Here is a 23,216-nt window from a genome sequence, read left to right as displayed (position 1 = left end):
CACGAAGCGCGGCGCACTACTCGATGCTGTTGATCTCTGCCAGGATCTTGTCAGCCTCGATCTCCTTGGCATAGGCCGCCAGAACGGGATCGACGAGTTTCTTCATGGCATCACGATCCTTGAAGGTGACCTGCTTCAGCTTACCGGCCTTCTCCAGGGCATCGAGCTTTGCCGCATCCTCGCTCGATTCGATGGTCCGGCCGTGCGCGCCGGCCTCCTTGCCGGACTTGATCACGCAGGACTGCAATTCGGCGGGCAGGTTGCGAAATGTCTTGCCGGAAAACGCCAGCGGCCGGATCGTGATGGCGTGCTTGGTCATCGCCAGGTTAGGCGCCACCTCGAAGAACTTCATTTGCTCAACGCCGGCAGCTTCGTTCTCGCCCGCGGCGATCACGCCGTTCTGGATCGCGTTGTAAACCTCGTTATAGGCAATGACGGTTGGCGACATGCCGACCGCAGCAAATGTGCGGCTCCAGATTGGGGCGCCCTGGACCCGGATCTTGAGGCTCTTAATCTCTTCCAGATTGGCAACCGGCTTATTGACGAAGATATTGCGGGTGCCGCCGCCGGCATAGCCGATCAGCATGACGTCGGCACGTTTGGCGATCTCGTCCGCGATCGGCTTGAACAGGTCCCGGTCGAGCACCTTATTCCAATGAGCAAGGTCGCGGAACAGAAACGGCGCATCAATGAAGGGAGCGGCTTTCGAGAAGGTCGACATATGTGCCGGCGAGACAATCGCGAAATCGACCGCGCGTCCTTGCGACATGTATTCGAAATACTGCTTCTCCAGGCCGAGTTCGCTATTCTTGTGCAGGATGATATTGAGCGGCTTACCGTAGCAGGACTGTACGAGTTCCCCGAACTTGGCCAACGATTTGGTGAAGGCATGGTCGTCGTTGAACTGGGACGCGCCGTGGAGCTCGATTGCCTGCTGAGCGGACACTCCTGAAGGGCCGATAGCCAACCCGAGCCCGAACAAACCGGTAGCGAGTATCTTCCTCATATCCGTATCCTCCCTGGTGACCCTCTGGCGAGGCCAAAGTACGATACTGTAGGCCAGCATCGTTATTTTCAATACTTATTCAGTATATTGCAATAGTCACCTCCGTTTATGCCAACATTTGATTTATTATCTCTCAGTAAGATGTCACGATTTCTATGTCTTACTTGACAACAACCCAATCTACCCTGAGGCATCGAGCGCCCAGGGGTAATGGCCGTGCAGGCCGTGCGTTTTCAGTATCGGACGCCCTCCCGTCGTGCAGGCTTCAGTCCTCAGCCCAAGTTCTTGCTCCCGTTGAGTTGTGTCAGAACATCCGTCAGATGCGGTATGTGCTTGCCGCTGTGGCCCATTGCACTGGCGATGGTGAGCGTCTGCAGAACGGCAGGGCCTATAAGCCCCGTCGCCTTCGCGTCATTCACCATTGCAATGAAGTAGGCGAGATCCTTGCGGGCGTTGCCGATGGCAAACTGCAAACGGGTCGGGTCGCCCTCGAGCACGTAAGGCATGATCATCTGAAACATCGCGCTGTTCGCGCCACCGGCCGAGACTAAGTCATACAGAGCCTTCGGATCGGCGCCCGTCGCGCGGGCCACCGCCACCGCCTCCGCTACGACGCTCGCGTGGCTCATCGCGATAAAGTTGTTAATCAGTTTGATCTTGTGCCCTGCGCCCACCTCCCCCACATGGAAGACGTTCTCTGCGAAGCACTTGAGGACGGGAAGGATCTCGTCGAAGAGCGTCGGACTTGCCCCCACGATGACGTTGAGACGCCCCTCCTCGGCTTCCTTCGGCGTACGGGTGAGCGGCGCATCGGCGAAACGAAAACCTCTCGCTTGATAATCAGCCGCGATCTTAACCGTCGAGATGGGATTGGCCGTGGAGGTATCGACGTGGATCAGCCCCTCTCGAGCGCCAGAAAGAATGCCATTCTCCCCGTAGACGAGACCTTCGACATCATTGGATGTCGGCAAGCAGGTGAAGATGATCTCGGACGCGGCAGCTACCTCGCGCGGTGTATCCACCTCCGTTGCGCCACGGGCAACTAGGTCATCCACCCGTTCACGGCTGCGATTGGCCACAACAGTAAGCCTGTGGCCCTTCTCGATGAGGTTCTTGGCCATGCCATGGCCCATGAGGCCGGTCCCGATGAAGCCGATACTGGCCATATTCATCCTCCCTGTTTCGTAGCTCGCACCCAGTTCCTTAGATGAGGCCCGGCACTTCAAGGTCTAAGCCTTGATTCCGACGGGGCATTTGATGCAGTCTTCAGAAAAGGGCCTGGAGATCCCCGTCAACGGCAATGGCCTGCCCTGAAATCGTACGCCCGAGTGGCGAGCACAGAAAGACGATCTGGTCGGCAAGCTGCTGTGCCGTTACGTATTCCCTCAAGGATGTGTTCGCGAGCGCCCGCCGCTCCATCTCATCGAACGATACACCGAGCTGCTGGGCCTTGGCCTCAAGTACCCGGCGCTGGCGGTCGCCGGCGACGACCCCGGGTAGGATCGCGTTCACGCGGATGCCGTCCTCGCCCAGTTCCCGAGAGAGGGACTTCGTAAAGCCGATCACGGCCCACTTGGCAGCGGCGTATGGGGAGCGCAGGGGGAAACCAAACCGGCCTGCGGCGGATGACAGATTCACGATTGAGGCATTCTGGCTTTGCCTCAGGTGGGGCACTGCAAGACGCGTGCAATTGAACTGCCCGGTGATGCAGACCTCGAGGCAGCGGTCCCAGTCCTCCGGGTTGATTTCCTCAACCCGGGCCGTCGGCCCTGCGATGCCGGCATTGTTGACGAGGACATCCAGCCCGCCGAGAACTCCCAGAGCCTCCTCGAAAATCCGAGTGACATCAGCTCGTTTCGCCACATCGCCATAGGTGGAGGTCAGGTCCGGATCGGTCGCGGTCGCCTCCTGGAGAGCGGCGCGGTCCACGTCGCAGACATGCACGCGCGCGCCCTCACGGTTGAAGGTACGGGCAATCTCAAGTCCGATGCCAGCAGCGCCAGCCGTCACCAACACACGCAACCCGGCGATGTTGAGATCCATCTTCGTTGTCTCCATCCCTAAAGCGGGTCCCCAGCACTCGGCGCCCGATTATCTTGTGATGTTCGAGAGCTGGGGCGCCGGCCTACTCCAGCAGACGTCCGGTGCTCTCGATGAAACAGGCCGCGCCTTCAATGTCGTCGACGAGCGCCTGGCGTGCGGCAGCTCCGTCACCAGCCTTCACCGCAGCGACTAGACGACGGTGATGTCCGGCTGCGCCGCCCGTTTGCAACCGTTCGGGCGAGGCCTTGAGGTCGAAATTCAGAACTGGCCCGATTTTTAGCCAGAGACCCTCGATGATTCCCACGAGGGTCGGCAGACGGGTCGCCTGGTAGACGGCGAAGTGGAGCTCCTTGTTGGCCCGGACAGCTCGATCTGCATGAGGATCGGAGCTTCGGGCCTCAGCGAGGAACGCCTCTTCGAACTGCCGCATGGCGGCGAGGTCGGATTCCGCACGGCTTCTTGCTGCCTGCTCCGCCGCGAAGCCCTCGACCGCGAGTCTCACGGTCGTCAGTTCCCGGAAGCGTGCGAGGTTCATCAGCGGGACGCGCACCGCACGATTCGGCAGCACCTCCAGAGACTGGTCGGCAACAAGCCGCGAGACCGCCTCCCGCACCGGCATCATCGAGACGCCGAGGGTTTCGGCCACGCTGCGCAGGGACATCTTCTGCCCGGGGGCGAGCTCACCGCTCATCAGCAACTCACGTAGTTCGGTATGGACGCGTTCGCCTAGGGTAACGCGTTCCAGCCGGCCGATCTGGGCGATGGCCGACGGAGTCTTGGTGGGGCGGGGGCTCGACAAGTTGCTCATTTTCCGACAGTCTAACTGTGATCACAGATCGCGGCAAGTAATGCGACAGCATCATGGGAGGGAGGAAACGGCCATGGCACATTCTGATGACTTGACCCGTCGTATGCTTCTGAAGGGAGCGGCCGGTGCGACCGCGCTCGCAGGCCTCGGGATGCCTGCAATCGTCAAGGCGCAATCTGACGTGATCCGGATCGGGCACCTCACGCCCGTTACCGGCTTCCTGGGACCGCTAGGCGAGTTCGCCCAGATGGGCGTGAAACTCGCCGCAGAGGAAATCAACGCCGCCGGTGGCGTCCTGGGCCGCAAGGTCGAGCTCGTGATCGAGGATTCGGTGAACCCGCAGACCGCCTCTGCCAAGGCCGAGCGCCTGATCGAGCGCGACAAGGTCGCGATGATCATCGGCGAAATCTCTTCCGCCTCGGCCCTGGCCATCGGTCAGGTGGCCAACAGGACCAAGACGGTTTTCATCAACACCGGCGCCAATTCCGACGCCCTGCGCGGAGCGAGCTGCAATCCTTTCATGTTCCACATCGAGGCTGCGAACTCGATGATGGTCACGGCGGTTGGCACGTACCTGAAGACCGAGAACATGATCAAGGGCAAGAAGTGGTACTCCCTCACGGCGGATTATGCCTTCGGCCATGATCTCTTCCGGGTCGCCAAGAAATTCGTGACCGAGAACGGCGGCGAGTTCATCGGCGAGGAGCTCGTCCCCACCGATGCCACCGACTTCAGTCCCTACCTCCTCAAGATCCGGCAGGCCCAGCCGGATATCGTCGCGTCGAATCTCGCCGGCAACCAGATCACGAACTTCATCAAGCAGTATGCCGAATACGGCCTCCAGTTCCCGATCACCGGCTTCGGCTTCGACACGGCGGTAGCCTGGGGCGCCGGCAAGGGAAATTTCTCTGGCATCTGGCCGCTGATCTGGCACCACATGGTCGATACGCCATCGTCGAAGAAGTTCGTCGAGGCCTTCACCAAGAAATACGGCAAACCGCCTGAGAACCAGTGCTGGGGCGACTATAACTCCCTTAAAATCGTCGCGCAGTCCTTCACCGAGATTAAAGCGGCCGACCCGCAAAAGCTCGCCGAGCACCTGCGAAAGGGTGCGAAATTTGACATTCTGAAGAGCCGCGAAGGCTATTTCCGGGCCTACGACAACCAGATGGTCCAGGAAATGTATGCCGTCCGTGCGAAGGATTCGGACAAGATGAAGGATCAGTGGGATATCTATGACCCGCTGGGCTCCGTCCCTAGCCCGAACGAGGATCTTGAGGTTCTGGCACCCCCGAAGGACGGAACCTGCAAGATGCAGGCGTGACGCCTCAAACATTGGTCAGGCCGGACGGTTGACCGCCGATCCGGCCGCCAGAAAGCACGGCATTCTGTTTCCCCTCAGTTCCGGCTCCTCGCGGGAGGACGCCTCCAATGACTGGAAAGGGAGTCTCGCGTGGCGTTCGTCTTTCTTCTTGAGCAGGTGCTGAATGGCCTTTTGGTGGGTGCTTACTATCTGCTGATCGCCCTTGGCCTGTCGCTGATCTTCTCGCTGGGCGGAATCGTGAATCTGTCCCACGGCGCGTTCTATGCGGTCGGTGCCTATCTTGCCGTAACGCTGACATCCAGGATTGGATTTGCAGGCGCGTTTGTTGCGTCTCCCTTGCTCGTCGCGCTCTTGGGCGTTGTCATTGAGCGCCTGCTCTTTCGAAGGTTCTACCGCTCGGATCCCATTCTCAGCCTGCTTCTGACCTTTGGGCTTGCCATGATCATCGAGCAGAGCCTGCGGATAATTTTCGGGGCGGCTCCCCTGCCTTTTTCCATCCCGACGGCTCTCCGGGGACAGGTCTTCCTCGGCAGCTTCATCTATCCGCGCTACCGCCTCATCATCTTCGGAGTAGCGCTCGCAGCTGTCATCGCGACCTGGTTCCTGGTTTATCGCACCGCCTTTGGCCGTGTGGTGCGGGCAGGAGTGCAAAACCCTGACATGGTAGGAGCGCTCGGCATCTCGCTTCAGCCGTACATGACAGCCATCGCCGCGCTCGGCATCGGACTCGCAGGTCTCGCCGGAGTCCTGCTGGCCCCGATTTCGGGAGTGCACCCCGCCATGGGGGCGGAGATTCTGACAGCTGCCTTCGTTGTGGTGGTCATCGGTGGGCTAGGGTCATTTTGGGGCGTGATCGCCGCCGCCGCACTCGTAGGTGTAGTGCGCGGCCTCACGATCTACGTCTTCCCACCCGCCGGTGAAGCCTCAATGTACCTGCTGATGGCTCTCGTGCTGCTTCTGCGGCCACGCGGGTTGCTTGGCGAACGCATCCAGAAATTCGAGTAGATCGATGCGCACGAATTACTGGCCTCTCCTCGTCGCCGCGGCAACACTCATGCTGCTGCCCTTCATACTCGACCCCATCGGCCTGCCGCTTCGCTCGTCGATCGATGTGGTGGTATTCGCCATCGCCTGCCTCGGCCTGAACGTTCTGGTCGGCTACACCGGTCTCGTCTCCTTCGGACACGGCGTCTGGTTCGGGCTTGGGGCTTACGCGGCGGCCTTGAGCCAGCTCCACTGGTTTCCAGAGGGCATCGTTCTTCCGGCTCTCTTCGCCATCCTCTTCATCGCTGGAGCGTCGTCTATTCTCGGTGCGCTCATCCTGCGACGCCGAGGCGTCTACTTCTCCCTACTGACACTGGCATTGGCGGCCATGCTCTTCGCAGTCGCTTACCGCTGGACGGCGTTGACAGGTGGAGAGAGTGGGCTCGGCGGCGTAGTCCGTACCCGCGCGATCGGCCTCGATCTGAGTTCGGACTGGACCTACTACTGGTTCGTGGCGGCGGTGGCGTTTGTTGTCTGCTTTGCCCTGCTGCGCTTCCACAACTCGCCCGCCGGGAGCGTGCTGGTGGCGGTCCGGGAGAACGAGCAACGCGCCCGCTTTCTCGGCTATCCGACCAATCGCTACAAGCTTCTCGGATTCGTTGTGTCCGCCACGGTAGTGGGGATTGCAGGTATCCTTTCGGTCTTCAACCATCGCTTCGCCTCAGCCGAGCCCCTTTCTGTCGCCTTCTCTGGTGAGTTGATCGCGATGGTGGTGATTGGCGGAATGCGCAGTTTTCTCGGGCCGGCCCTGGGAGCGCTCTTCTACATTCTGTTCCGCGAGTTCCTGTCGATCTGGACCCCGCACTGGCTGCTCTATTTTGGCATCCTCTTCGTCGGGTTCATCGTCCTCTCGCCGACGGGACTGATCGGGATCGCACAGCGGGTCGCGACTCCATTCCGGGCCAAGGTCATAGAAGAGGCCGCCATGGCGGGTCGCACCCTGACTGACGAACCCCTGCCCTCGTTTCTTAAACCTGACGACCATGTGGATGGCATCATTCTCGAAGCCCATGGCATTACGAAGAGCTTTGGGGCTCTCAAGGCCGTTCAGTCGGTCAACATCGCCGTACGCGACCGTAGCCTCCATGCCCTGATCGGACCGAACGGTGCCGGAAAGACCACGGCCTTCAATCTGATCTCCGGGTACTATACGCCTGATGAAGGCGACATCCTCCTTCAAGGCCGCTCCATCGCCGGGCTTTCCCCTGAAGCGATCACGCAGGCCGGGATCGGACGCTCATTCCAGATCACGAACCTCTTTCCGGCCCTGACGGTCGAAGAGAATGTCCGCCTCGCCATACAGGCCCGCCACCCGCAGCGTTTCAATCCGTGGGCGGCCGCGCGATCAATCAAGCAGATCCAAACCGAAACTTCAGCGGTCATTCGCTATCTCGGCGTTGCCGGCATCGAGAAGGCCGAGGCGGGCGCCCTCTCCTATGGCGGGCAGCGCCTCCTGGACATGGGCCTGGCGCTTGCCACAAAACCTAGGGTACTGCTGCTCGACGAGCCGCTTGCGGGCCTTGCCGCCGCCGAGCGCCGGCGCATCGGCGACATCATCAAGCGCATTTCCGCGGACGTCCCGATGCTTCTAGTCGAGCACGACATCGACCGAGTGTTCCAGATCGCCGATGCCGTTACAGTGATGAATGCGGGCCAAGTGTTGGTTGACGGGACGGTGGAGGATGCACGCACCAGCCCGAAGGTGCAGGAGATCTATATCGGCTCCGGCGCGGCCACCGTTGCCGCGAAGCCTCGGCAGAGCGCCGCCGAAGCGGCGACTGTGCTCGCAGTGGAGAAGGTCAACACGTTCTACGGCAAGAGCCATGCGCTGACGGACGTGTCCTTCGACGTGCGTCAACATGAGATCGTCGCGCTTCTAGGCCGCAACGGTGCCGGCAAATCGACCCTGCTGAAGACCCTGATCGGTATTGCGCCGCCCGGCTCAGGCTCGATCAGGCTTGATGGCCAGGAGATCGCCGGCCGGCCCTCCGCCGAGATCGCGCGTTTGGGAATCGGCTACGTGCCGCAGGGACGTGGACTCTTTGCCGGCATGACTGTGGCTCAGAATCTTGAGCTCGGACGGCTCAAGCGAGAGACCGGCCATGGCGTCCGGTGGGATCTGGACAGGATCTTCGAGTACTTCCCGCGCATCCGTGAGAGGCTCGACACCCCGGCGGATTTCCTCTCCGGCGGCGAGCAGCAGATGGTGGCGGTCGCACGCGCCCTCTCGGGCGACGTGAAGGTGCTGCTTCTGGACGAGCCCTTCGAAGGTCTTGCTCCAACCATCATCGAGCAACTCTTCGAGAGTTTCGACAAGCTCCGCCATGAGGTTTCGATTATTATTGTCGACCATCACCTGGACCTCGCACTCGCCCTGTCCGACCGGACGGTCGCCCTTGAACGTGGGCGGGTGATCCATACCGGTCCATCGAAGGATTTGCGAGACGATCTTGCGCTCCGCCGCAAGGTCCTATGGCTGTGAGCCATGAGGGAGATCAAAGAATGCCGAGTGCTGCAATCATTGGTGCCGGGCTGATCGGCCGGTCTTGGGCAATCGTCTTTGCGCGGGCCGGCTGGGAGGTGCGCATCACCGACCCGATCCCTGAGACGCTTGAGAAGGCATCTGGCCTCGTCCGCGAGGGATTAGAGGACCTCGCAAGGCATGGCCTCGTAGCTAATCCTGAAAATGCGTCAGCTCACGTCGTCGCCGTATCCTCACTCGCGGAGGCTGTGACCGGAGCCGACCTCGTTCAGGAGAACGGCCCCGAGATCGCCGAGACCAAACGGCTCATCTTCACGGAGCTGGACCGGCTCGCGCCACCAGACTGCATTCTTGCCTCTTCGACCTCCGCGATTGTTGCGTCCCACTTCACCGAAGGGCTGTCGGGCCGCGCCCGGTGCCTCGTAGCCCATCCCGTCAACCCACCTCATCTCGTGCCAGTCGTCGAGCTGTGCGGAGCTCCCTGGACTGCGCCCGAGACAGTTTCTCGGGCGCGAACAATCTATGAGAGCGTCGAGCAGGTGCCTATTGTCGTAAACCGCGAGGTCGAGGGGTTCGTCCTGAATCGGCTCCAGGGTGCACTCTTGGCAGAGGCATTCCGGCTCGTCGGCGAGGGCGTGGTGAGCCCGCAGGATCTTGATAAGACGGTCAAGGACGGTCTCGGTTTGCGCTGGTCCTTCCTTGGCCCCTTTGGAACCATCGAGCTCAACGCGCCCGGTGGCATCGCGGATTACTGTGACCGCTATACAAGCTTCTACCGGCGTCTCTCAGAGGATGCCGCAAGGCCTCATGTCTGGGACAAGGAGAATGTGAGCCGCATACTGGAGACCTGGGGCGAAGCGCCTGGACCCGGTGAACTCGCACGGCGCTCTGCTTTGCGGGACAAACGCTTGGCAGCGTTGCAGGCCCACAAGAAATCGGAACCAGATCAGTAATGTCCCGAGAGGAACCAAGCCCATGGCCCGCAAAGTCATCATAACATGCGCCGTGACCGGCGCGATCCATACGCCCTCCATGTCTCCTCATCTTCCGATTACGCCTGAGGAGATCGCGGAGGCCGCCATCAGCGCCGCAGAAGCTGGGGCCGCGATCGTGCATCTTCACGCCCGTGACCCCAAGAACGGCAAGCCTGATCAGTCGCCCGAAGCCTTCGCCCCGTTCCTGCAGGTGGTGAAGCAGCGAAGTAATTGTGTCATCAACATCACGACGGGCGGTGCGCCGACCATGCTGGTGGAGGAGCGGGTGCGCCCTGCGGCTCATTACAAGCCCGAGGTCGCCTCCCTCAACATGGGCTCAATGAATTTTGGGCTTTACCCGATGCTCAACCGGTTCAAAGACTTCAAGTACGATTGGGAGAAACCGTACCTGGAAGGATCACATGACAGGATCTTCCGCAATACTTTCTCCGACATCGAGTACATCCTGACGACCTGTGCCGAGAATGGCACCCGCTTCGAGATCGAATGTTACGACATCGGCCATCTCTACACTCTCGCCCACTTCGTAGACCGTGGTCTCATCAAGACGCCTCTCTTTGTCCAAAGCGTGTTTGGTCTTCTAGGCGGCATTGGTCCGCACCCCGAGGATGTAGCGCATATGAAGCGCACGGCCGACCGGCTGTTCGGAGATGAATACCAATGGTCGGTGCTCGGTGCCGGCAAGAACCAGCTTCACATTGCGGCCCAGGCGGCGGCAATGGGGGGCAATGTCCGTGTTGGGCTGGAGGATTCGCTCTGGATCGGTCCGGGCAAGCTTGCCGAATCGAATGCGCAACAGGTGAAAGCCGCGCGCCAGATCATCGAGGGACTTGGACTGGAAGTCGCCACCCCTGACGACGCGCGCAATATGCTGTCACTCAAAGGGGGCGACCGCGTCAATTTTTAAGGATTGGTCCTCCTTTGCTTTGGGTCCCGTCGCCGTCCTTTTGGGCCCAAACGCATGTGGTTGCTTTCTGCGACGTGCGTCGACTCGCCGGGCGGGTTACAGCCCGCCTGCGGTTCAGGGTCATGATAGATGCTGCAGTCCCTTACAGACATCAGCGGAGGACGCTAGGTAGTACGGTGAGTAATAGACATCACTCCGGAGAGCCAGCTACGCCATGAGCCAATCGAAACCTGTCAGCTCTGTTTTCATTACAGGCGCGGGAGGCAATCTCGGACAGAAGCTGATCAGCCATCTCCTGGCGCGGGACTGGTGTGAACGGATCGTCGCGCTCGACCACATGATGCCACGGCGATCCGCGGTAGCGCATTCGGACCGGGTGGAATGGGTCACCGCTGATCTCACAGATCCATCCGAAACAGGGTGGCGCGAAGCTTTGGCTGGGGTTGATGCCGTGGTTCATTTCGCAGCCCAGAATCCTTATCCCGATGCGCCCTGGAGCGACGCCTGTGCGTCTTTCGACATGACGCTCAACGTGTTGGCCGCCGCCGCTCAGGCGGGAACGCACCGCGTTGTGTTAGCCTCGTCCAACCATGTGATGGGCCAATACAAGGACCCGCCCTTGGCCGATGGTCTGACCGCAGGTGCTCTGACGACTGCCTTGCCGCCAGGTCCGGGAACGCGCTGGTTCAACGGCCGTGAGATGGTGCAGGGCGTCGCCTACGCAGCGTCGAAACTGATGGGCGAGAGAGCCTGTCTCGCTGAGGCGCATCGCTCGGGAGGTGCCCTGACCAGCGTCTGCGTTCGGATCGGCTGGTGCCAGCCGGGGGAGAACAGACCAGAGACAATCAACACATCTGGCCTGCCCGGCGCAGAGGAGAGCACAGGTCCTGACACCGAACGCGACCTGCGGTGGTTTCGCAACATGTGGCTCTCAAACCCGGACTTCGTGGCCGTGATCGAGCGGGCGCTTCTCGCGGAGGGGAAAACCTGGCCGCAGCCCAGCATCGTGGTCAACGGCATGTCGGCCAACCGGAACATGCCGTGGGACATCGAAACCTCCCGGCAGCTCATCGGCTACGAGCCGCAGGACGATGTCTGGGAGCACATCGCCTGAGGCTGTAGAGGCCCTTCGATGACAACGCATTGAGGTAGGAAAGCTTGGAAATGGAACAGGCGCTGTCTTCCGAAGTCTTCGCTGCCCTGACGGCTGTTGATACGCCGACGGTGTGCAACGCCATCGAGCTCGTCCTGGGCCGCCGGACGGCGGAGGGCTTCACGATCCGGCCGGTTCTCGCTGCCCATCCCAATCTGCCTGCCATCGTAGGCTACGCCCGCACGGCGCTGATCCTTAGCTCGCTGCCAAGCGAAGACTCACCTGATGCTGTGAGGGCTCGCCGGATCGCCTACTACAGGTATGTCGCAGCCCACCCCGGCCCAGCCGTCGTCGTTCTGCAGGATATTGATCCCCGTCCCGGGCTTGGTGCGTTCTGGGGTGAGGTCAACGTAGCGATCCATAAAGGTCTGGGAGCTCGGGGCGTTCTGACCAACGGCTCGATGCGCGACCTCGGCGCCGTCGACCCCGGGTTTCAGATTCTGGCTGGCTCGCTCAGCCCGAGCCATGCCTTTGTCCGAATCGAGGAGTTTGAGTGTCCGGTGGAGGTCTTCGGCTTGAGGGTTAAACCCAATGATCTCGTTCACGCCGACCGCCATGGCGCTGTCATCATCGACCCTGAGCTCGCCCGTGAACTTCCCCGTGCAATCGATCTCGTGACCCGAAAGGAAGCCCCGATCCTAAGGGCTGCCCGCAGTCCAGGTTTTACTGTGGAGAAGCTGATCGAGGCTTGGGGTGAGGCGGAGGAAATGCACTAACGCGCTTGGCGGTTCAGCCTGAGCGGCTAGGATTCTAAGCTAAGCAGTAACCACCAGCTAAGTCATTGAAACCGCGTGCGTTCCAGCTGCACGGGATGGTCGTCCGCAGTATCTTTGTGTGACACCCCGCAAACCATGAGGCGTCTAGGTGCATCGTTCGGCCTAAATCCATGATTAGTGCCCTGGTTCATTCAGCGCGTCTGATTGCAAAGCGCCTAAATGGCCGGACTGTCCCGCTCATTTCGCCTTTTCCAAAGTCTTGCTTTTATAGCGAACAATAAACGAATTTCAGCGCTGGCTCCTCACGTTGCATGCCCATTGTAGAATCCCAGCCCCGTATAGGTGCTGGCTTCCTCGGCGTCGTGCATATATCCCGCATCAAATCCCTATCGGGACCGGCCTGATGGGCGGCGTCGGGATCGCCTGCCGATTTTCTCGACAACGGTCTCCCTCAACGAGATGCGGGCTGGTTGAAGCGATGCCGTTACAGTCGGCAGCTTACGGAGGGCACTCAGCTTGCGCGCGAGTCGTGTCTCATCCCGATAACGCTCGTCCGTCTCGCTGACCCCGCTGTGCCCCATGATATCTTGACGCCATTCCAGCATCACCTTGGCATCGATCAGGGCGTCGTTCCCGAAATGCCTGATTGAGTGAAACGTCTTACCCTCCCCGCTTGCGGTCGGAAGAGCCCTCGCGAGCGCTGGCGCCCAACCATCGTGGAGCTGGTCTCCTAAAGGAGCATTTCCGCTTGCTGGGAGCAGGTCCGGGAAAAGGAGGTCGTACCCGAGCTGGCGAATGGCCTCGACATAATCGCGCAGGCCAAGGCGCAGGAGCTCGGGATGGATGGGGAGCTTGCGCTTCGACTGAGCGTTCTTGAGGCGGCGGTATTTGTTGGGACGCACCTCGAAGTACGGAATCCCTCCGTCGAAGTGGATGTCCGCAATCATTAGCCCGCAGATCTCCTCCCGGCGCATCAGCGAGTAGGCGGCGATCAGGGGAGCCCAGTACAATCCGTCGTGAACTACAACCGTCCCCGGCTCGAGCCGTGCACCCTCTCCGCGGCAGCCGCGCCAGACCGGCAGGTCAAAGACGGTCATGAGATCCGCCGCTGTGAACACCGCCCGGTCATCACGGTCCCGTCCCTTCTTTCGGGCCCGCAGGGTGGTCAGGTTGAGCGCCTCCGCCGGCCGAAGCCCCCGACCCACCGCGAAGTCGACAAGGTTACCAAGATGCGTCAGGTGTCGGTTGATGCTCGGGCCTTCAAGGCCCCGCTGGTTCTCGGGCAGCTTCTTCGCCGCCGCGAGCAGTTCTTTGAGCGGACGGCTCACATCACGCGATGACTTTCCGTAGCTCTTCGGCAGGGCGAGAAGGGTATCCACATATGCAGCCATATCAGCCTGCCTGAGCCGGGTGAGGTCGTCGTGCCCAACCTCCTTCACCAACAGGCCGGCGGTCTGGCGCATCTGGCGGCAGGTTTTGTCGGTCCACTCCCTGAGCTTGAGTTTGGTCGCGCAAAGCTTCTCAGCCAGATCGGCAATGCTGGCCTGCACGGCGGCTTTCTGCTCAGGCTCGGCTTTGGCGGCTGAAGGCGCAACGGGAGGCGGCGAGGCTTCAGCGGAAACGGCCGTTGGGAGCGGCGACAGCGCTACCGGATCGGACCCGAATGCCGTCGCAATATCCTCGGGAAACCCCGCGCCCCATTTTGCGGCGGAATGAAACAAGGCCGCCGCCATGCCGCGGTAGAACGCGTTCTCGGCCTGAGCGAGGGCGATGGCGCTCGGACCGACATCAGGAGCATGCTCCGCGATCAGGCTCTGCAGGCGAACAGGCTTCGGGGGCACAAGGCCCTGCTGGCGATAGAACTTCAGGACGGCCTTGACCTGGTCTGCCTCGCTCGGATCGAGCCCGCAGGAGCGGAGCCACTCAGCATCAATTGGTCCGTCCGCGGTCCGCCCCCGTTCGGCGAGAAGGCGATACACAGCACCATTGACCCGGTCCGCGCGCTCACTGCTCATCGGCTCAGGTGCCTCACGCGCCCGATCCACTGTCGCGACGAGTTCGAGCTTTGCGGCATGGCGGAGGGCAACGGCTACGAGGATCGCCTTCGCCTCGTCCTGACTCAGGCGGCCGCGCCGCATCTCGTCGAACACGAGCTCGCTCATCGCGGTCAACTCCGCTCCGATCCGGCGCGCCTCGGTCCAGTGGGTCGACTGCAGGCTGATCTGCAGGACCTGCCGTCCGTTCGCGCCGCAAGCCGGGAGCCGGCGCCGCCAGCAATATACCGCACCGCGACGCATAAGATGAGAACCGACCGGCATGTGTGACACCCATGTGTGACAGGGATGTGCAGCAGTGCGGAGCGCCTCGCCCAAAATCGGGCAAAAAGCTATCGGTTTCAGGAACTTAGCATGGGATGGCTGGGGCGCCAGGATTCGAACCTGGGAATGGCGGTACCAAAAACCGCTGCCTTACCACTTGGCGACGCCCCAATCGGTGTGGCGTGTACATAATCGGCCGGATGGCGGCTGGCAACACCGTTTTGCGAGGACCCATATATCTGCACGAAAGGCGCAATTCTCCCCTTGCGGCGCTCCCCCCTCGCCGCTATAAGTCCGGCCTCCCGAGAATTTTCGGTGTCGGAGTGTAGCGCAGTCTGGTAGCGCACCACGTTCGGGACGTGGGGGTCGCAGGTTCAAATCCTGCCACTCCGACCATTCTTCTCAAGGGCTTAGCCAGAGAGCCCAAATCCGGTAGACAGTTTGGTAGACAGCTTCAGTCTCGAGCCACCCCGCTCGAGAGAGCCTCCTCTTGTGGCTGTAGCTATGGTCGAGTTTGATTCAGCCACGCTAGGAAAGCCGAGTCGGATGAGTCGTGTAGCTTCCTCCCCGTGCTTCTCTTCCTAACCTGGGACCGGGGTGATATTGATCCTATGGTCTTGAATGGGGCTGCCAGTGAGTAACGACAGGATACCCTGCTACTCTGTAAAGGTTGAGATCCCTAACCAGCTCGGTGGATCGGATATTACCTACTATCTGGTTCGGACAGACTCAGAGTCTTTGGCGATCAGCGCTGTTCAAAAGATCCTCCCCGAGCTCTGGAAAGCCGTAAAGGCAAACCAGACAGCCCTTCGCAAAGAAACTGCGGAGGCACTCGATCTACGTCCTGGCATCCCTCGCCCAATGTGAGCCCCTCCTCCATCTTCTCTTTCAGAGGAATAGGAGAACAATGGGGGGCTTAAGAATAAACAGGGTCGCGGCCAGTCTTCTGACTGTATCCGCGACCCCTCGGCCCATAGTTGCCCCTACGGGAGCATGTCGTGTATCTACCTCCAAATAGGTACGCAAGGAGTATCCGTACCTAACCTGAGAATTTAAACGTTAATTGATTTCCGCATTATTCTTGCAGAACTGTCGGATAGCCGACTGACTATTTAGATTCCGCAACGTATACAGCGGATATCGGCTGATTTTTTGCCCCTACGCGCCGACACTAAGCGCCCTTCTCACGGGCGCTTTCTTTTTGGGCTTTCTGCCTCAACGCTCCCTTCCCCGCTTTATGCCATACCCTCGGCATGACGCGCGCCTGTCCGGCGTTGTCTGACTATTGTCGGGATCCCCTCTGCGCTTCTCGGGTTTTATTCCCGGCCTGGGGTCAGAGAACATGACGGACAGTCGGGACAGGGACGAAGCGCTGCAGAGGTTGGCCCGCACCCAGGCCAAGCCCTCTCGGCATGAACACTTGACCGGGATTGTCCTTGCCGTCCTGACCTTCACCGCCGTTGTGGCACTCGGGCTGCTGATCGGGCATATTGTAGAAAGAGAAAGGGCCGCTGTTTCCAGCGACCCTCCATGGGATGCTCTACAAGGTAGAGTGAGCATGCATGGGGCGAGCTCACCCATCCAGCTTGGGCTTCACAACCCTTATGCCGCTTTGACGCCCTGGAGGAAGGTGGCAACCTCCTGGCCTAGATCGTTGGAGTGGCGGGCGAGCTCCTGGGCCGCGCCGAGCACCTGGCTGGCAGCGGCTCCGGTCTCGCCGGCGCCTTGCTGAACGTCCCCGATGCTGCCGGTCACGGCTTCCGTGCCCCGCGCCGCTTCCTGAACATTGCGGGCGATCTCAGAGGTGGCCGCGCCTTGTTCTTCCATGGCGGCGGCAATCGAGGTCGAGATCTGGCTCATCTCGGTGATCGTGCGGGCGATCTCCTGGATGGCGGAGACCGTCTGCTGCGTGGCCTGCTGCACCGAGCCGATCTGAGCCGAGATCTCCTCGGTGGCCTTGGCCGTCTGGCTCGCCAGTTCCTTCACCTCGGTGGCCACCACGGCAAAGCCCTTGCCGGCCTCGCCCGCCCGGGCCGCCTCGATGGTGGCGTTGAGCGCCAGGAGGTTGGTCTGGCCTGCGATGGTGTTGATCAGCTGCACCACGTCGCCGATCTTGGCCGCCGTGGTGGCCAGGTCCTGCACCGCCGCATCGGTGCGCCGGGCACCCTGGACGGCCCGGTCGGCGATCTGCGAGGACTGCGCCACCTGGGAGGCGATCTCCCGGATCGAGATCGACAGCTCCTCGGTGGCGGCCGCCACCGTCTGCACATTGGCCGAGGTCTGCTGCGCGGCGGACGAGACGGTAACCGACTGCCGGGTAGTCTGGCCGGCGATGGAGGTCATGGACTGGGCCGTGGCCTCCATCTCGGTGGCCGCCGAGGACAGTCCCTGGGTCAGGGCCGACACGTTCAGCTCGAAACGCTTCGTGAGCTGGTCCAGAAGTTCGGCCCGACGCATCTTGGTCTGGTTCTCGGCCTCCTGGGCGGCGGCGAGACGGCGAGCCTCGACGGCATTGTCCTTGAACACCTGCAGCGAACGGGCCAGCGTGCCAACCTCGTCCTTGCGCTCGGTGCCGGTCACATCAACCGACAGGTCGCCATTGGCCAGCTGCCCCATGGCAGCGGTCATGGCACCAAGCGGACGCGTGACGCCAAAGATCATGATCGCACCGATCAGTCCAAGAGCCGACAGAATGCCGACAGCCGCAGATCCGATCAGGGTCCAGGAGGTGTTGGAAGCAAGGGCGGCGGCATCGTTCTTTGCCTTAACCAATGACCCTTTGCCGGCCTCGGCGCGCTCAGCCAAAAAATCACGGAGCTTCCGGCGAGCATCCCGGCCCTCGCCGTTCGAGATCTTGAGGGCACCTTCATCGTCGTTCACCAGACCGCGCTCAACGCTCTTATCGAGCAGGCCGAAGTAATTAGCGATTTGGGCCTTCATTGCACCATAGATTGTTTTCCGCTCCTCGGTATCAGCAAGTGCGAGCAGCTCGTCAGCGTGCTTGAGGGTGAGGCCCTTATAGGTATTGAAGGTCTTATCAGCGGACTTGATCAACTCCGGATCATTGAAGAGGATCAGAGTTTTTTCCTGAGTGGTGGTTTCATTAACTTCTGCAGTGATCTGCAGGATGAGGCTTTGTCGAGCAACTTCTTGTTCCACCAACTCCTGCGTGTCCTGAGCCATGTGGTTGAGGCCCGACATAGCAAGAGTAACCAATCCGACGGTTACAGCAACGAAGATGGTAACGGGAATTGCAAGCTTTGTCAGAAGCTTCAGATTATCGAGCGCGCGCATCGTCCTTCGATGACCTGCCCACATCACCGTGGGAGGTGCGCACCACAACGACGCGCAAAAAGCAGGCGGCTAGCATGTAGCTTCGCAAGCTTGCATGAGGCTTTAGCCGAAAGGCTATGTCTAGAAGCGAGACACTTCTCTATGCCATAACCCTCCCCATGACCTACTCCCGCGACACCGCCGCCATCTCCGAGCTCACCGGCGAGACCCTGCGGTGAGAAACTGCTTCACGATCGGCCGGCATCACCTCTATTGCCGGTACTACCTTGATCTCCTGATCGCGTGCCGGCGCTTTCGGAAAGGGCCCTGCACGCACCGTTGATACGCTGCTCTCCCACCATGCACTGCCTTTCCTGAGGGCCAGGCTCCGCGGACGCGGGCCCGATTCCAGCGAGCAAGAACCCAGCAAGTGCAATTCCATATGCCTTGGTCATCGGCCTTCTCCGTTGGCGATGATTAGACTTTGAACCAATTTGCAGACGGGGACTGTGCACTCTGTCACACTTAACCTGCAGGCAAGGAATTTGGGGTTGGCTTGAGGAGGTTAAGGTCGCTATGCGGCGGCTGCAGGAAGCCCGGGTGGCCAAGAAGGGCTAAGATCCAGTCTCAGGAATCAGGACGGAGTGCGACAGGTGTGTAATCTCTACAGCAACTTCGCGACCCAGGCCTCCATGACAAAGGCCTTTGCTGCCAACCGCGACCGATCGGGCAACGTGCCGCCCCTGTCCGGGATCTTCCCGGACCAGATGGCCCCGGTGGTGAGGGTGCAGGACAGCGAGCGCGAGTTGATCCAGATGAGGTGGGGCTTCCCGCCCCCGCCGAAGGTCGGCACTCAGCCGGTCACGAACGTCCGGAACGTCTCGTCTCCGTTCTGGCGCGCTTGGCTCAAGCCGCAGTACCGCTGCCTCGTGCCGCTTACCAGCTTCAGCGAGTACAAGGACACCAAGCCCCGCAAGACACCGATCTGGTTCGCCCTGTCCAAGGAGCGCCCCTTAGCCGCCTTCGCCGGGATCTGGCGCCCCTGGACGGGCGTGCGCGGCACGAAGGCCGATCCCATCGAGGGCGAGCACCTGCTCTATTCCTTCTTGACCTGCGAGCCGAACAGCGTCGTCGAGCCGATCCATCCGAAAGCCATGCCCGTGATCCTCACCAGCCCTGAGGAATACGAGACTTGGCTGACGGCGCCGGCCGAGGAGGCGTTGAAGCTGCAGCGCCCCCTCCCCGACGACATGCTCGAGATCGTCGCTGAAGGACAAAGGTCGGATCAGCCGGAGGCCGCATAGGGACACCTATATCGGCGAGTCCGGTCGTGACCTCCGAGCTCACTGGCTAACCCGTCAGCACCTGGTCTGAGGCATGCAAGAGGTCGTGATGTAGAAACCTGTTGTGCTCTCGAGCACAGCGGACTTCCGTTGCGGAATTTTATCCTCTATGAGTTTCGATACCGACAATCGGATTGAAAGATCCGAACCAGCATATGGCGCAACGGCGGGGCACAAAGTGGCTGAGCACAAGAACATAGAAGGCCTTGATGACATCCATGTCATTACCGATGCGCCATACACTATTAACGTCCCTCCAGGCCTCATCTCCCCTGGTGGCATGGTGGTCATTACGACGAAGCCTTCAGGAAACTTTGTTTTCACACCGCATCCTTCCTATTGGATTACCTTCGGTAAGTACGAGGACGGCGAGGTTATTTCCCTTTCGGATAGCATTGCCGAGCCTGGAGAGTACACAATCACGCTCTCTGCCCTCACATCCGGCGCGGTGCAGTCTGAGGTCTCGTTCGACCTCATTATCCATGAGCCCGGCACCATCCGGGCGGGATCGGGGGATGACGATGTGTATGGCAGCACCAGTATTGATGCCCTAAGCGGCGGCAGCGGTGACGATCTATTGGCCGGGGGTCAAGGCCGCGATGTGCTCCAGGGCGGATCCGGCCAGGACAGCTTCGTGTTCGACACCAAGCCGAACAAGGCCAAGAACCTCGACCGGATCACCGATTTCAACGTGACCGACGACTCGATCTGGCTCGACAACAAGGTCTTCACTAAGCTCGGGAAGGCAGGGTCGTCGGACAAGCCGGCATTACTGAAGAAGGACTTCTTCGTTGAGGGCTCTAAAGCGAAGGACAAAAACGATCACGTCCTCTACGACAGCAAGACGGGCATGTTGTTCTACGATGCCGACGGCTCCGGCAAGGTCAAACCGGTTGAGATTGCCACGCTCTCTTAAAACCTCCAGATGACCTACACGGACTTCTTCGTCATCTAAGCGAACGCCTCCTATACCCTCCCCATGACCTACTCCCGCAAGGCTACGGCGGTTCCTGTCAATTCTCACCGAATGTTCCGATAATTATCGCGCATAGCTGCCATGACGGAACAAGCACTGATGCGCACACTTGACCTCGCATAGACCTCTAGGTGGATGGCTAGCTAAGTCTTAGAGCGCCGAGTTTCTGCGCTGAGCTTGCGCCCTGATCGGATCCCCTGTGTCTGAAGACAAGTTTAGTACTTACGAAGCCGAAGATAATATGGCTCATGATCTCAATGGGCGGCGTTCCGATGTCGATAACATTGGTGTGCCGATCCTAATCGCGACGCTTGTCCTTGTTGTGATCGCAGTCGCGCTGCTGGCATACCTGTTCCTGACCTAAGGAACTGGCCCTAACACCCCCGCCCTCAAGTCCTCTATTGCCACAAAGCGGGCAACCGGCATCGCATGCAAGGATAAGACTATTGTCCAGTATTGCGACCTTTTGCACGGTTCTAGACATTACATCCGCTCGTTAGTGAGAGGTATGAGCAAAAATGACCCGGATCAGAGTGAGTCGCTCTGGAGAGTAGCATCAGCCCATGCTGAATTAGAACGCCACACGCGGGTGACGCGCATTGCTCTGGGGTTCCTCACGGCCCTTGCGGTCTTGGCTTTGGGTCTGATCATCCTCTACTTCGCTGGGATGCCGTTGTTAGCGGACACTGAGTGAGGATCTTTTCACCCCTCCCGCTATGCCACTCCCCATGACCTACTCCCGCGACACCGTCACCTACCCGAAGTGAGTTTAGGAGGCCAAACGCCAATTGCGAATGGCAGAGACTGCAGCGAATAAGGCTGCACCGATGATGAGGGCGGCCGCCGTGATTTCCCCTAAGATCTCGGCAAATGACTCGATCGTGCTGATGTCATGAGAGAGGGCTTCGTAGATCTCGTACATGCATCCCAGGGCTGTTCCTGGGAGGGCCCCAACGTATGCCAGCATCTCAGTATCCCACTTCTTGCTGGCAGTTGATTGGTCCAAGCGACTGACGAGAGTTAGAGACAATGCACATCCCTCCGGTGACCAAGTCTGGCAACCTCAACTACCCGCGGCTTAGCTTTGTTCCGCAGTTAATCTGCGGAGACCCGCCCATCTGCGGATTGATTGGGTGCAAGGCATTATAGAGTATCGGCACCTGCTGATGCGATCACGGACCAGCAAACCCACTTGGTCGGAAGAATGATGAATTGGATCAGCAGGGGCCTAACTTTTTTCCAGAACCGTCACTTTCCCGACAGACATCGGCAAGCCGGATCGCATACACAAGGACAACCGGCCCTTTTTGCCCCTACGGTCCGGACCTTAGAGCGCCCGCTCAAACGGTGGGCGCTCTTCTTTTGTCAGGGCTTTGCTGAGGACAGAGCACCGACCGGTATCCACTGTTTCCACAGCCTCAATTCTCTGCCTGCGTGCAGACTCGAGTCAGCCCCGTCACAAGGAACATGTTCCCTGTTCGTTCACAGAGTCGGACATGTCCAAGCCGCCCCGCAATCCCCGCCGTGCCTACAATGAGGATGGGAACGAGATCCCTCCTGCCACAGTGGCTTCGACTAGAGCGCAGAGCATGACGACTGTCGCTGCCTTCTGCCAAGCGAACGGGTGTGATCATGATGCCACTGTTCCGCTCCATGGCTGGCCGGATCAGACCCCTATCCCGGACATGGCGCTGAGGCTCCGCTGCTCGAAATGCGGGAGCCGGCAGATCAAGATGATGATCAACGTCGAGGAGCTCTATCGCATGACCCATGGGACACGTTTCACGTCAAAGTAGAGGGCCTATACTTTTGACGTATGTAGAAGCCGCTAAATTTGGGTTGCCTAAGCAGACACGCGTGAATAGTCTCCCTCAACAAGAAAAAGGGCCGCAACAATGCGACCCGAAAGTTTAGGGAGGAAACGCCCAAGAAGGGCGAGCAGCACGGCAACGCCAATCACCGTGCTGCATTGCAATAAAGTACTTTGTGCCTTAAAAACCAGCAAGCACAAACAGGCAGCATGGCTGCCTTTCTCTTTTTCTGTGGCTCTTTAGACACACCAGCGCAAGGGTCATTCCCTTCGTTGCTTAATAACTTCTCGCAAAAGACCATCAAACCGATCGCCAAGCCGGTCGATAGCTCCTGTTAGGCGGTCCTCCACCTCCCGCAGGACTTCCCTCGAGACAAGCCGCTCAGCCTGTGTCTCCCGGTAGGCGGTAAGGGCAGCTTGCAGGAGGGCGATCTTCTCATGAGCGGCATTGGCTGCCGCCATCGCTGCTCTTGCCTCACGGCAAGCCTCCTCAGCCTCACTCTTGATCTTGGCATCGAGCCAATCACGGGCTTTGAGGACTGTGAAGAGCCCTCCGAGCAGGAAGAGGAGGCCGCCGAGGGTTAGAGCAGTGTCTTGAAGGCTTGCTGCGCCGCCCATCCTTAAGCGGCCCCAAGAGGCTTGCGGGCCTTCCATCGGCCATAGAGCGTGCCGAGACCACCGAGGACGCTCATGCCGGCAGCCGTATAGACCTCTGCGTTAGTCTCGCCATTTGCGACCGCTGTGCCGATTGTGGCGATGCCGCCGAGGATGGCGAAGACGGCACCCCAGGTGACGCGGCTCTGATACCAGGGCTCGTTGGCGAGGTCGGACTACTAGAGCAACGGCAGTTCTGACGGAGTCCTTGGGGCTATGCGGCGCGGCGGCTTCGTGATTCACTTGTCTCAGCCCTCTTTCTGGGAGGAGATGAGCGATGACCAAGTCCTACTCGCTGGATCTGCGCCGCCGAGTGGCGCGCTTTGTCGAGGCGGGGCATTCCTGTCACGCGGCCGCCCGCCAC

Annotated in this window: 18 protein-coding genes and 2 tRNA genes; 11 read left to right on the top strand and 9 right to left on the bottom strand. The window is 60.2% G+C overall.

Annotation, left to right across the window (positions count from 1 at the left end):
• Positions 1 to 16: 16 nt before the first annotated feature.
• The 4 genes from KHP60_RS12095 to KHP60_RS12080 all read right to left on the bottom strand — a co-directional run bounded on the left by KHP60_RS12095 (position 17) and on the right by KHP60_RS12080 (position 3,848).
• On the bottom strand, positions 17 to 1,006 hold the full coding sequence (locus KHP60_RS12095; RefSeq protein ID WP_213564409.1) for a TRAP transporter substrate-binding protein: 990 nt from the start codon (positions 1,004 to 1,006) through the stop codon (positions 17 to 19).
• Positions 1,007 to 1,278: 272 nt separating this feature from the next.
• On the bottom strand, positions 1,279 to 2,178 hold the full coding sequence (locus KHP60_RS12090; protein ID WP_283770703.1) for an NAD(P)-dependent oxidoreductase: 900 nt from the start codon (positions 2,176 to 2,178) through the stop codon (positions 1,279 to 1,281).
• Between the two features lie 94 nt (positions 2,179 to 2,272).
• Positions 2,273 to 3,049: an SDR family oxidoreductase gene (locus KHP60_RS12085; protein WP_213564407.1), complete on the bottom strand. Its 777-nt coding sequence runs from the start codon at positions 3,047 to 3,049 to the stop codon at positions 2,273 to 2,275.
• 82 nt (positions 3,050 to 3,131) lie between these two features.
• The gene (locus KHP60_RS12080) at positions 3,132 to 3,848 is read right to left on the bottom strand and encodes a GntR family transcriptional regulator (RefSeq protein WP_249688718.1); all 717 of its coding nucleotides are present in this window, start codon (positions 3,846 to 3,848) and stop codon (positions 3,132 to 3,134) included.
• Positions 3,849 to 3,930: 82 nt separating this feature from the next.
• Between KHP60_RS12080 and KHP60_RS12075 the strand changes: the two genes are divergently transcribed.
• The 7 genes from KHP60_RS12075 (at position 3,931) to KHP60_RS12045 (ending at position 12,478) form a co-directional block, all read left to right on the top strand.
• A complete protein-coding gene (locus KHP60_RS12075) occupies positions 3,931 to 5,181 on the top strand; it encodes an ABC transporter substrate-binding protein (protein WP_213564404.1) in 1,251 nt (416 codons plus the stop codon).
• A 129-nt stretch (positions 5,182 to 5,310) separates the two neighbouring features.
• Entirely contained in the window at positions 5,311 to 6,186 is an 876-nt protein-coding gene (locus KHP60_RS12070) for a branched-chain amino acid ABC transporter permease (protein WP_213564400.1), read from the top strand.
• Positions 6,187 to 6,190: 4 nt separating this feature from the next.
• Positions 6,191 to 8,707, top strand: coding sequence for a branched-chain amino acid ABC transporter ATP-binding protein/permease (locus KHP60_RS12065; RefSeq protein WP_213564398.1), 2,517 nt, complete (start codon positions 6,191 to 6,193; stop codon positions 8,705 to 8,707).
• Between the two features lie 20 nt (positions 8,708 to 8,727).
• The gene (locus KHP60_RS12060) at positions 8,728 to 9,660 is read left to right on the top strand and encodes a 3-hydroxyacyl-CoA dehydrogenase (protein WP_213564396.1); all 933 of its coding nucleotides are present in this window, start codon (positions 8,728 to 8,730) and stop codon (positions 9,658 to 9,660) included.
• Between the two features lie 22 nt (positions 9,661 to 9,682).
• On the top strand, positions 9,683 to 10,609 hold the full coding sequence (locus KHP60_RS12055) for a 3-keto-5-aminohexanoate cleavage protein (protein ID WP_213564394.1): 927 nt from the start codon (positions 9,683 to 9,685) through the stop codon (positions 10,607 to 10,609).
• Between the two features lie 214 nt (positions 10,610 to 10,823).
• Complete coding sequence (locus KHP60_RS12050) at positions 10,824 to 11,723, top strand: NAD(P)-dependent oxidoreductase (protein ID WP_213564391.1); 900 nt, start codon at positions 10,824 to 10,826, stop codon at positions 11,721 to 11,723.
• A gap of 50 nt (positions 11,724 to 11,773) precedes the next feature.
• Complete coding sequence (locus KHP60_RS12045) at positions 11,774 to 12,478, top strand: RraA family protein (protein WP_213564384.1); 705 nt, start codon at positions 11,774 to 11,776, stop codon at positions 12,476 to 12,478.
• 386 nt (positions 12,479 to 12,864) lie between these two features.
• Here the strand turns inward: KHP60_RS12045 and KHP60_RS12040 are convergent, their stop codons facing one another.
• Both KHP60_RS12040 and KHP60_RS12035 read right to left on the bottom strand, forming a co-directional pair.
• Positions 12,865 to 14,775, bottom strand: coding sequence for a site-specific integrase (locus tag KHP60_RS12040; RefSeq protein WP_311925023.1), 1,911 nt, complete (start codon positions 14,773 to 14,775; stop codon positions 12,865 to 12,867).
• 117 nt (positions 14,776 to 14,892) lie between these two features.
• Positions 14,893 to 14,967 (bottom strand) — tRNA-Gln (locus KHP60_RS12035).
• Between the two features lie 148 nt (positions 14,968 to 15,115).
• Between KHP60_RS12035 and KHP60_RS12030 the strand changes: the two genes are divergently transcribed.
• Positions 15,116 to 15,192 (top strand) — tRNA-Pro (locus tag KHP60_RS12030).
• 1,206 nt (positions 15,193 to 16,398) lie between these two features.
• On the opposite strand, the gene KHP60_RS12025 is transcribed toward KHP60_RS12030, so the two are convergent.
• Positions 16,399 to 18,090 carry a methyl-accepting chemotaxis protein gene (locus KHP60_RS12025; RefSeq protein WP_213564379.1) on the bottom strand — a complete coding sequence of 564 codons (1,692 nt, stop codon included), beginning with the start codon at positions 18,088 to 18,090 and terminating at the stop codon, positions 16,399 to 16,401.
• A gap of 632 nt (positions 18,091 to 18,722) precedes the next feature.
• Between KHP60_RS12025 and KHP60_RS12020 the strand changes: the two genes are divergently transcribed.
• From KHP60_RS12020 to KHP60_RS12010, 3 genes are all read left to right on the top strand, one after another.
• Positions 18,723 to 19,373, top strand: a complete 651-nt coding sequence (locus KHP60_RS12020; RefSeq protein ID WP_213564527.1) for an SOS response-associated peptidase — start codon at positions 18,723 to 18,725, stop codon at positions 19,371 to 19,373.
• Between the two features lie 148 nt (positions 19,374 to 19,521).
• Entirely contained in the window at positions 19,522 to 20,328 is an 807-nt protein-coding gene (locus tag KHP60_RS25480; protein WP_283770701.1) for a calcium-binding protein, read from the top strand.
• A 259-nt stretch (positions 20,329 to 20,587) separates the two neighbouring features.
• On the top strand, positions 20,588 to 20,752 hold the full coding sequence (locus KHP60_RS12010; RefSeq protein ID WP_213564376.1) for a hypothetical protein: 165 nt from the start codon (positions 20,588 to 20,590) through the stop codon (positions 20,750 to 20,752).
• A 405-nt stretch (positions 20,753 to 21,157) separates the two neighbouring features.
• On the opposite strand, the gene KHP60_RS12005 is transcribed toward KHP60_RS12010, so the two are convergent.
• Both KHP60_RS12005 and KHP60_RS12000 read right to left on the bottom strand, forming a co-directional pair.
• Positions 21,158 to 21,310, bottom strand: coding sequence for a hypothetical protein (locus KHP60_RS12005; RefSeq protein ID WP_213564374.1), 153 nt, complete (start codon positions 21,308 to 21,310; stop codon positions 21,158 to 21,160).
• Between the two features lie 1,149 nt (positions 21,311 to 22,459).
• Positions 22,460 to 22,816: a hypothetical protein gene (locus tag KHP60_RS12000; protein WP_213564371.1), complete on the bottom strand. Its 357-nt coding sequence runs from the start codon at positions 22,814 to 22,816 to the stop codon at positions 22,460 to 22,462.
• Positions 22,817 to 23,216: the final 400 nt, after the last annotated feature.

Source organism: Microvirga sp. 3-52, assembly GCF_018383585.1.
GTDB lineage: Bacteria > Pseudomonadota > Alphaproteobacteria > Rhizobiales > Beijerinckiaceae > Microvirga.
The sequence above is the reverse complement of the archived record's forward strand: the minus strand, read 5'-3'. Positions and strand labels throughout refer to the sequence as shown.

Bases quoted from the DNA above. Each gene is read 5' to 3' on its own strand.
- KHP60_RS12095 (WP_213564409.1), bottom strand. From the start codon at position 1,006: ATGAGGAAGATACTCGCTACCGGTTTGTTCGGGCTCGGGTTGGCTATC.
- KHP60_RS12090 (WP_283770703.1), bottom strand. From the start codon at position 2,178: ATGAATATGGCCAGTATCGGCTTCATCGGGACCGGCCTCATGGGCCAT.
- KHP60_RS12085 (WP_213564407.1), bottom strand. From the start codon at position 3,049: ATGGATCTCAACATCGCCGGGTTGCGTGTGTTGGTGACGGCTGGCGCT.
- KHP60_RS12075 (WP_213564404.1), top strand. From the start codon at position 3,931: ATGGCACATTCTGATGACTTGACCCGTCGTATGCTTCTGAAGGGAGCG.
- KHP60_RS12065 (WP_213564398.1), top strand. From the start codon at position 6,191: ATGCGCACGAATTACTGGCCTCTCCTCGTCGCCGCGGCAACACTCATG.
- KHP60_RS12060 (WP_213564396.1), top strand. From the start codon at position 8,728: ATGCCGAGTGCTGCAATCATTGGTGCCGGGCTGATCGGCCGGTCTTGG.
- KHP60_RS12055 (WP_213564394.1), top strand. From the start codon at position 9,683: ATGGCCCGCAAAGTCATCATAACATGCGCCGTGACCGGCGCGATCCAT.
- KHP60_RS12050 (WP_213564391.1), top strand. From the start codon at position 10,824: ATGAGCCAATCGAAACCTGTCAGCTCTGTTTTCATTACAGGCGCGGGA.
- KHP60_RS12045 (WP_213564384.1), top strand. From the start codon at position 11,774: ATGGAACAGGCGCTGTCTTCCGAAGTCTTCGCTGCCCTGACGGCTGTT.
- KHP60_RS12040 (WP_311925023.1), bottom strand. From the start codon at position 14,775: ATGCGTCGCGGTGCGGTATATTGCTGGCGGCGCCGGCTCCCGGCTTGC.
- KHP60_RS12025 (WP_213564379.1), bottom strand. From the start codon at position 18,090: ATGCGCGCGCTCGATAATCTGAAGCTTCTGACAAAGCTTGCAATTCCC.
- KHP60_RS25480 (WP_283770701.1), top strand. From the start codon at position 19,522: ATGAGTTTCGATACCGACAATCGGATTGAAAGATCCGAACCAGCATAT.
- KHP60_RS12005 (WP_213564374.1), bottom strand. From the start codon at position 21,310: ATGTACGAGATCTACGAAGCCCTCTCTCATGACATCAGCACGATCGAG.
- KHP60_RS12000 (WP_213564371.1), bottom strand. From the start codon at position 22,816: ATGGGCGGCGCAGCAAGCCTTCAAGACACTGCTCTAACCCTCGGCGGC.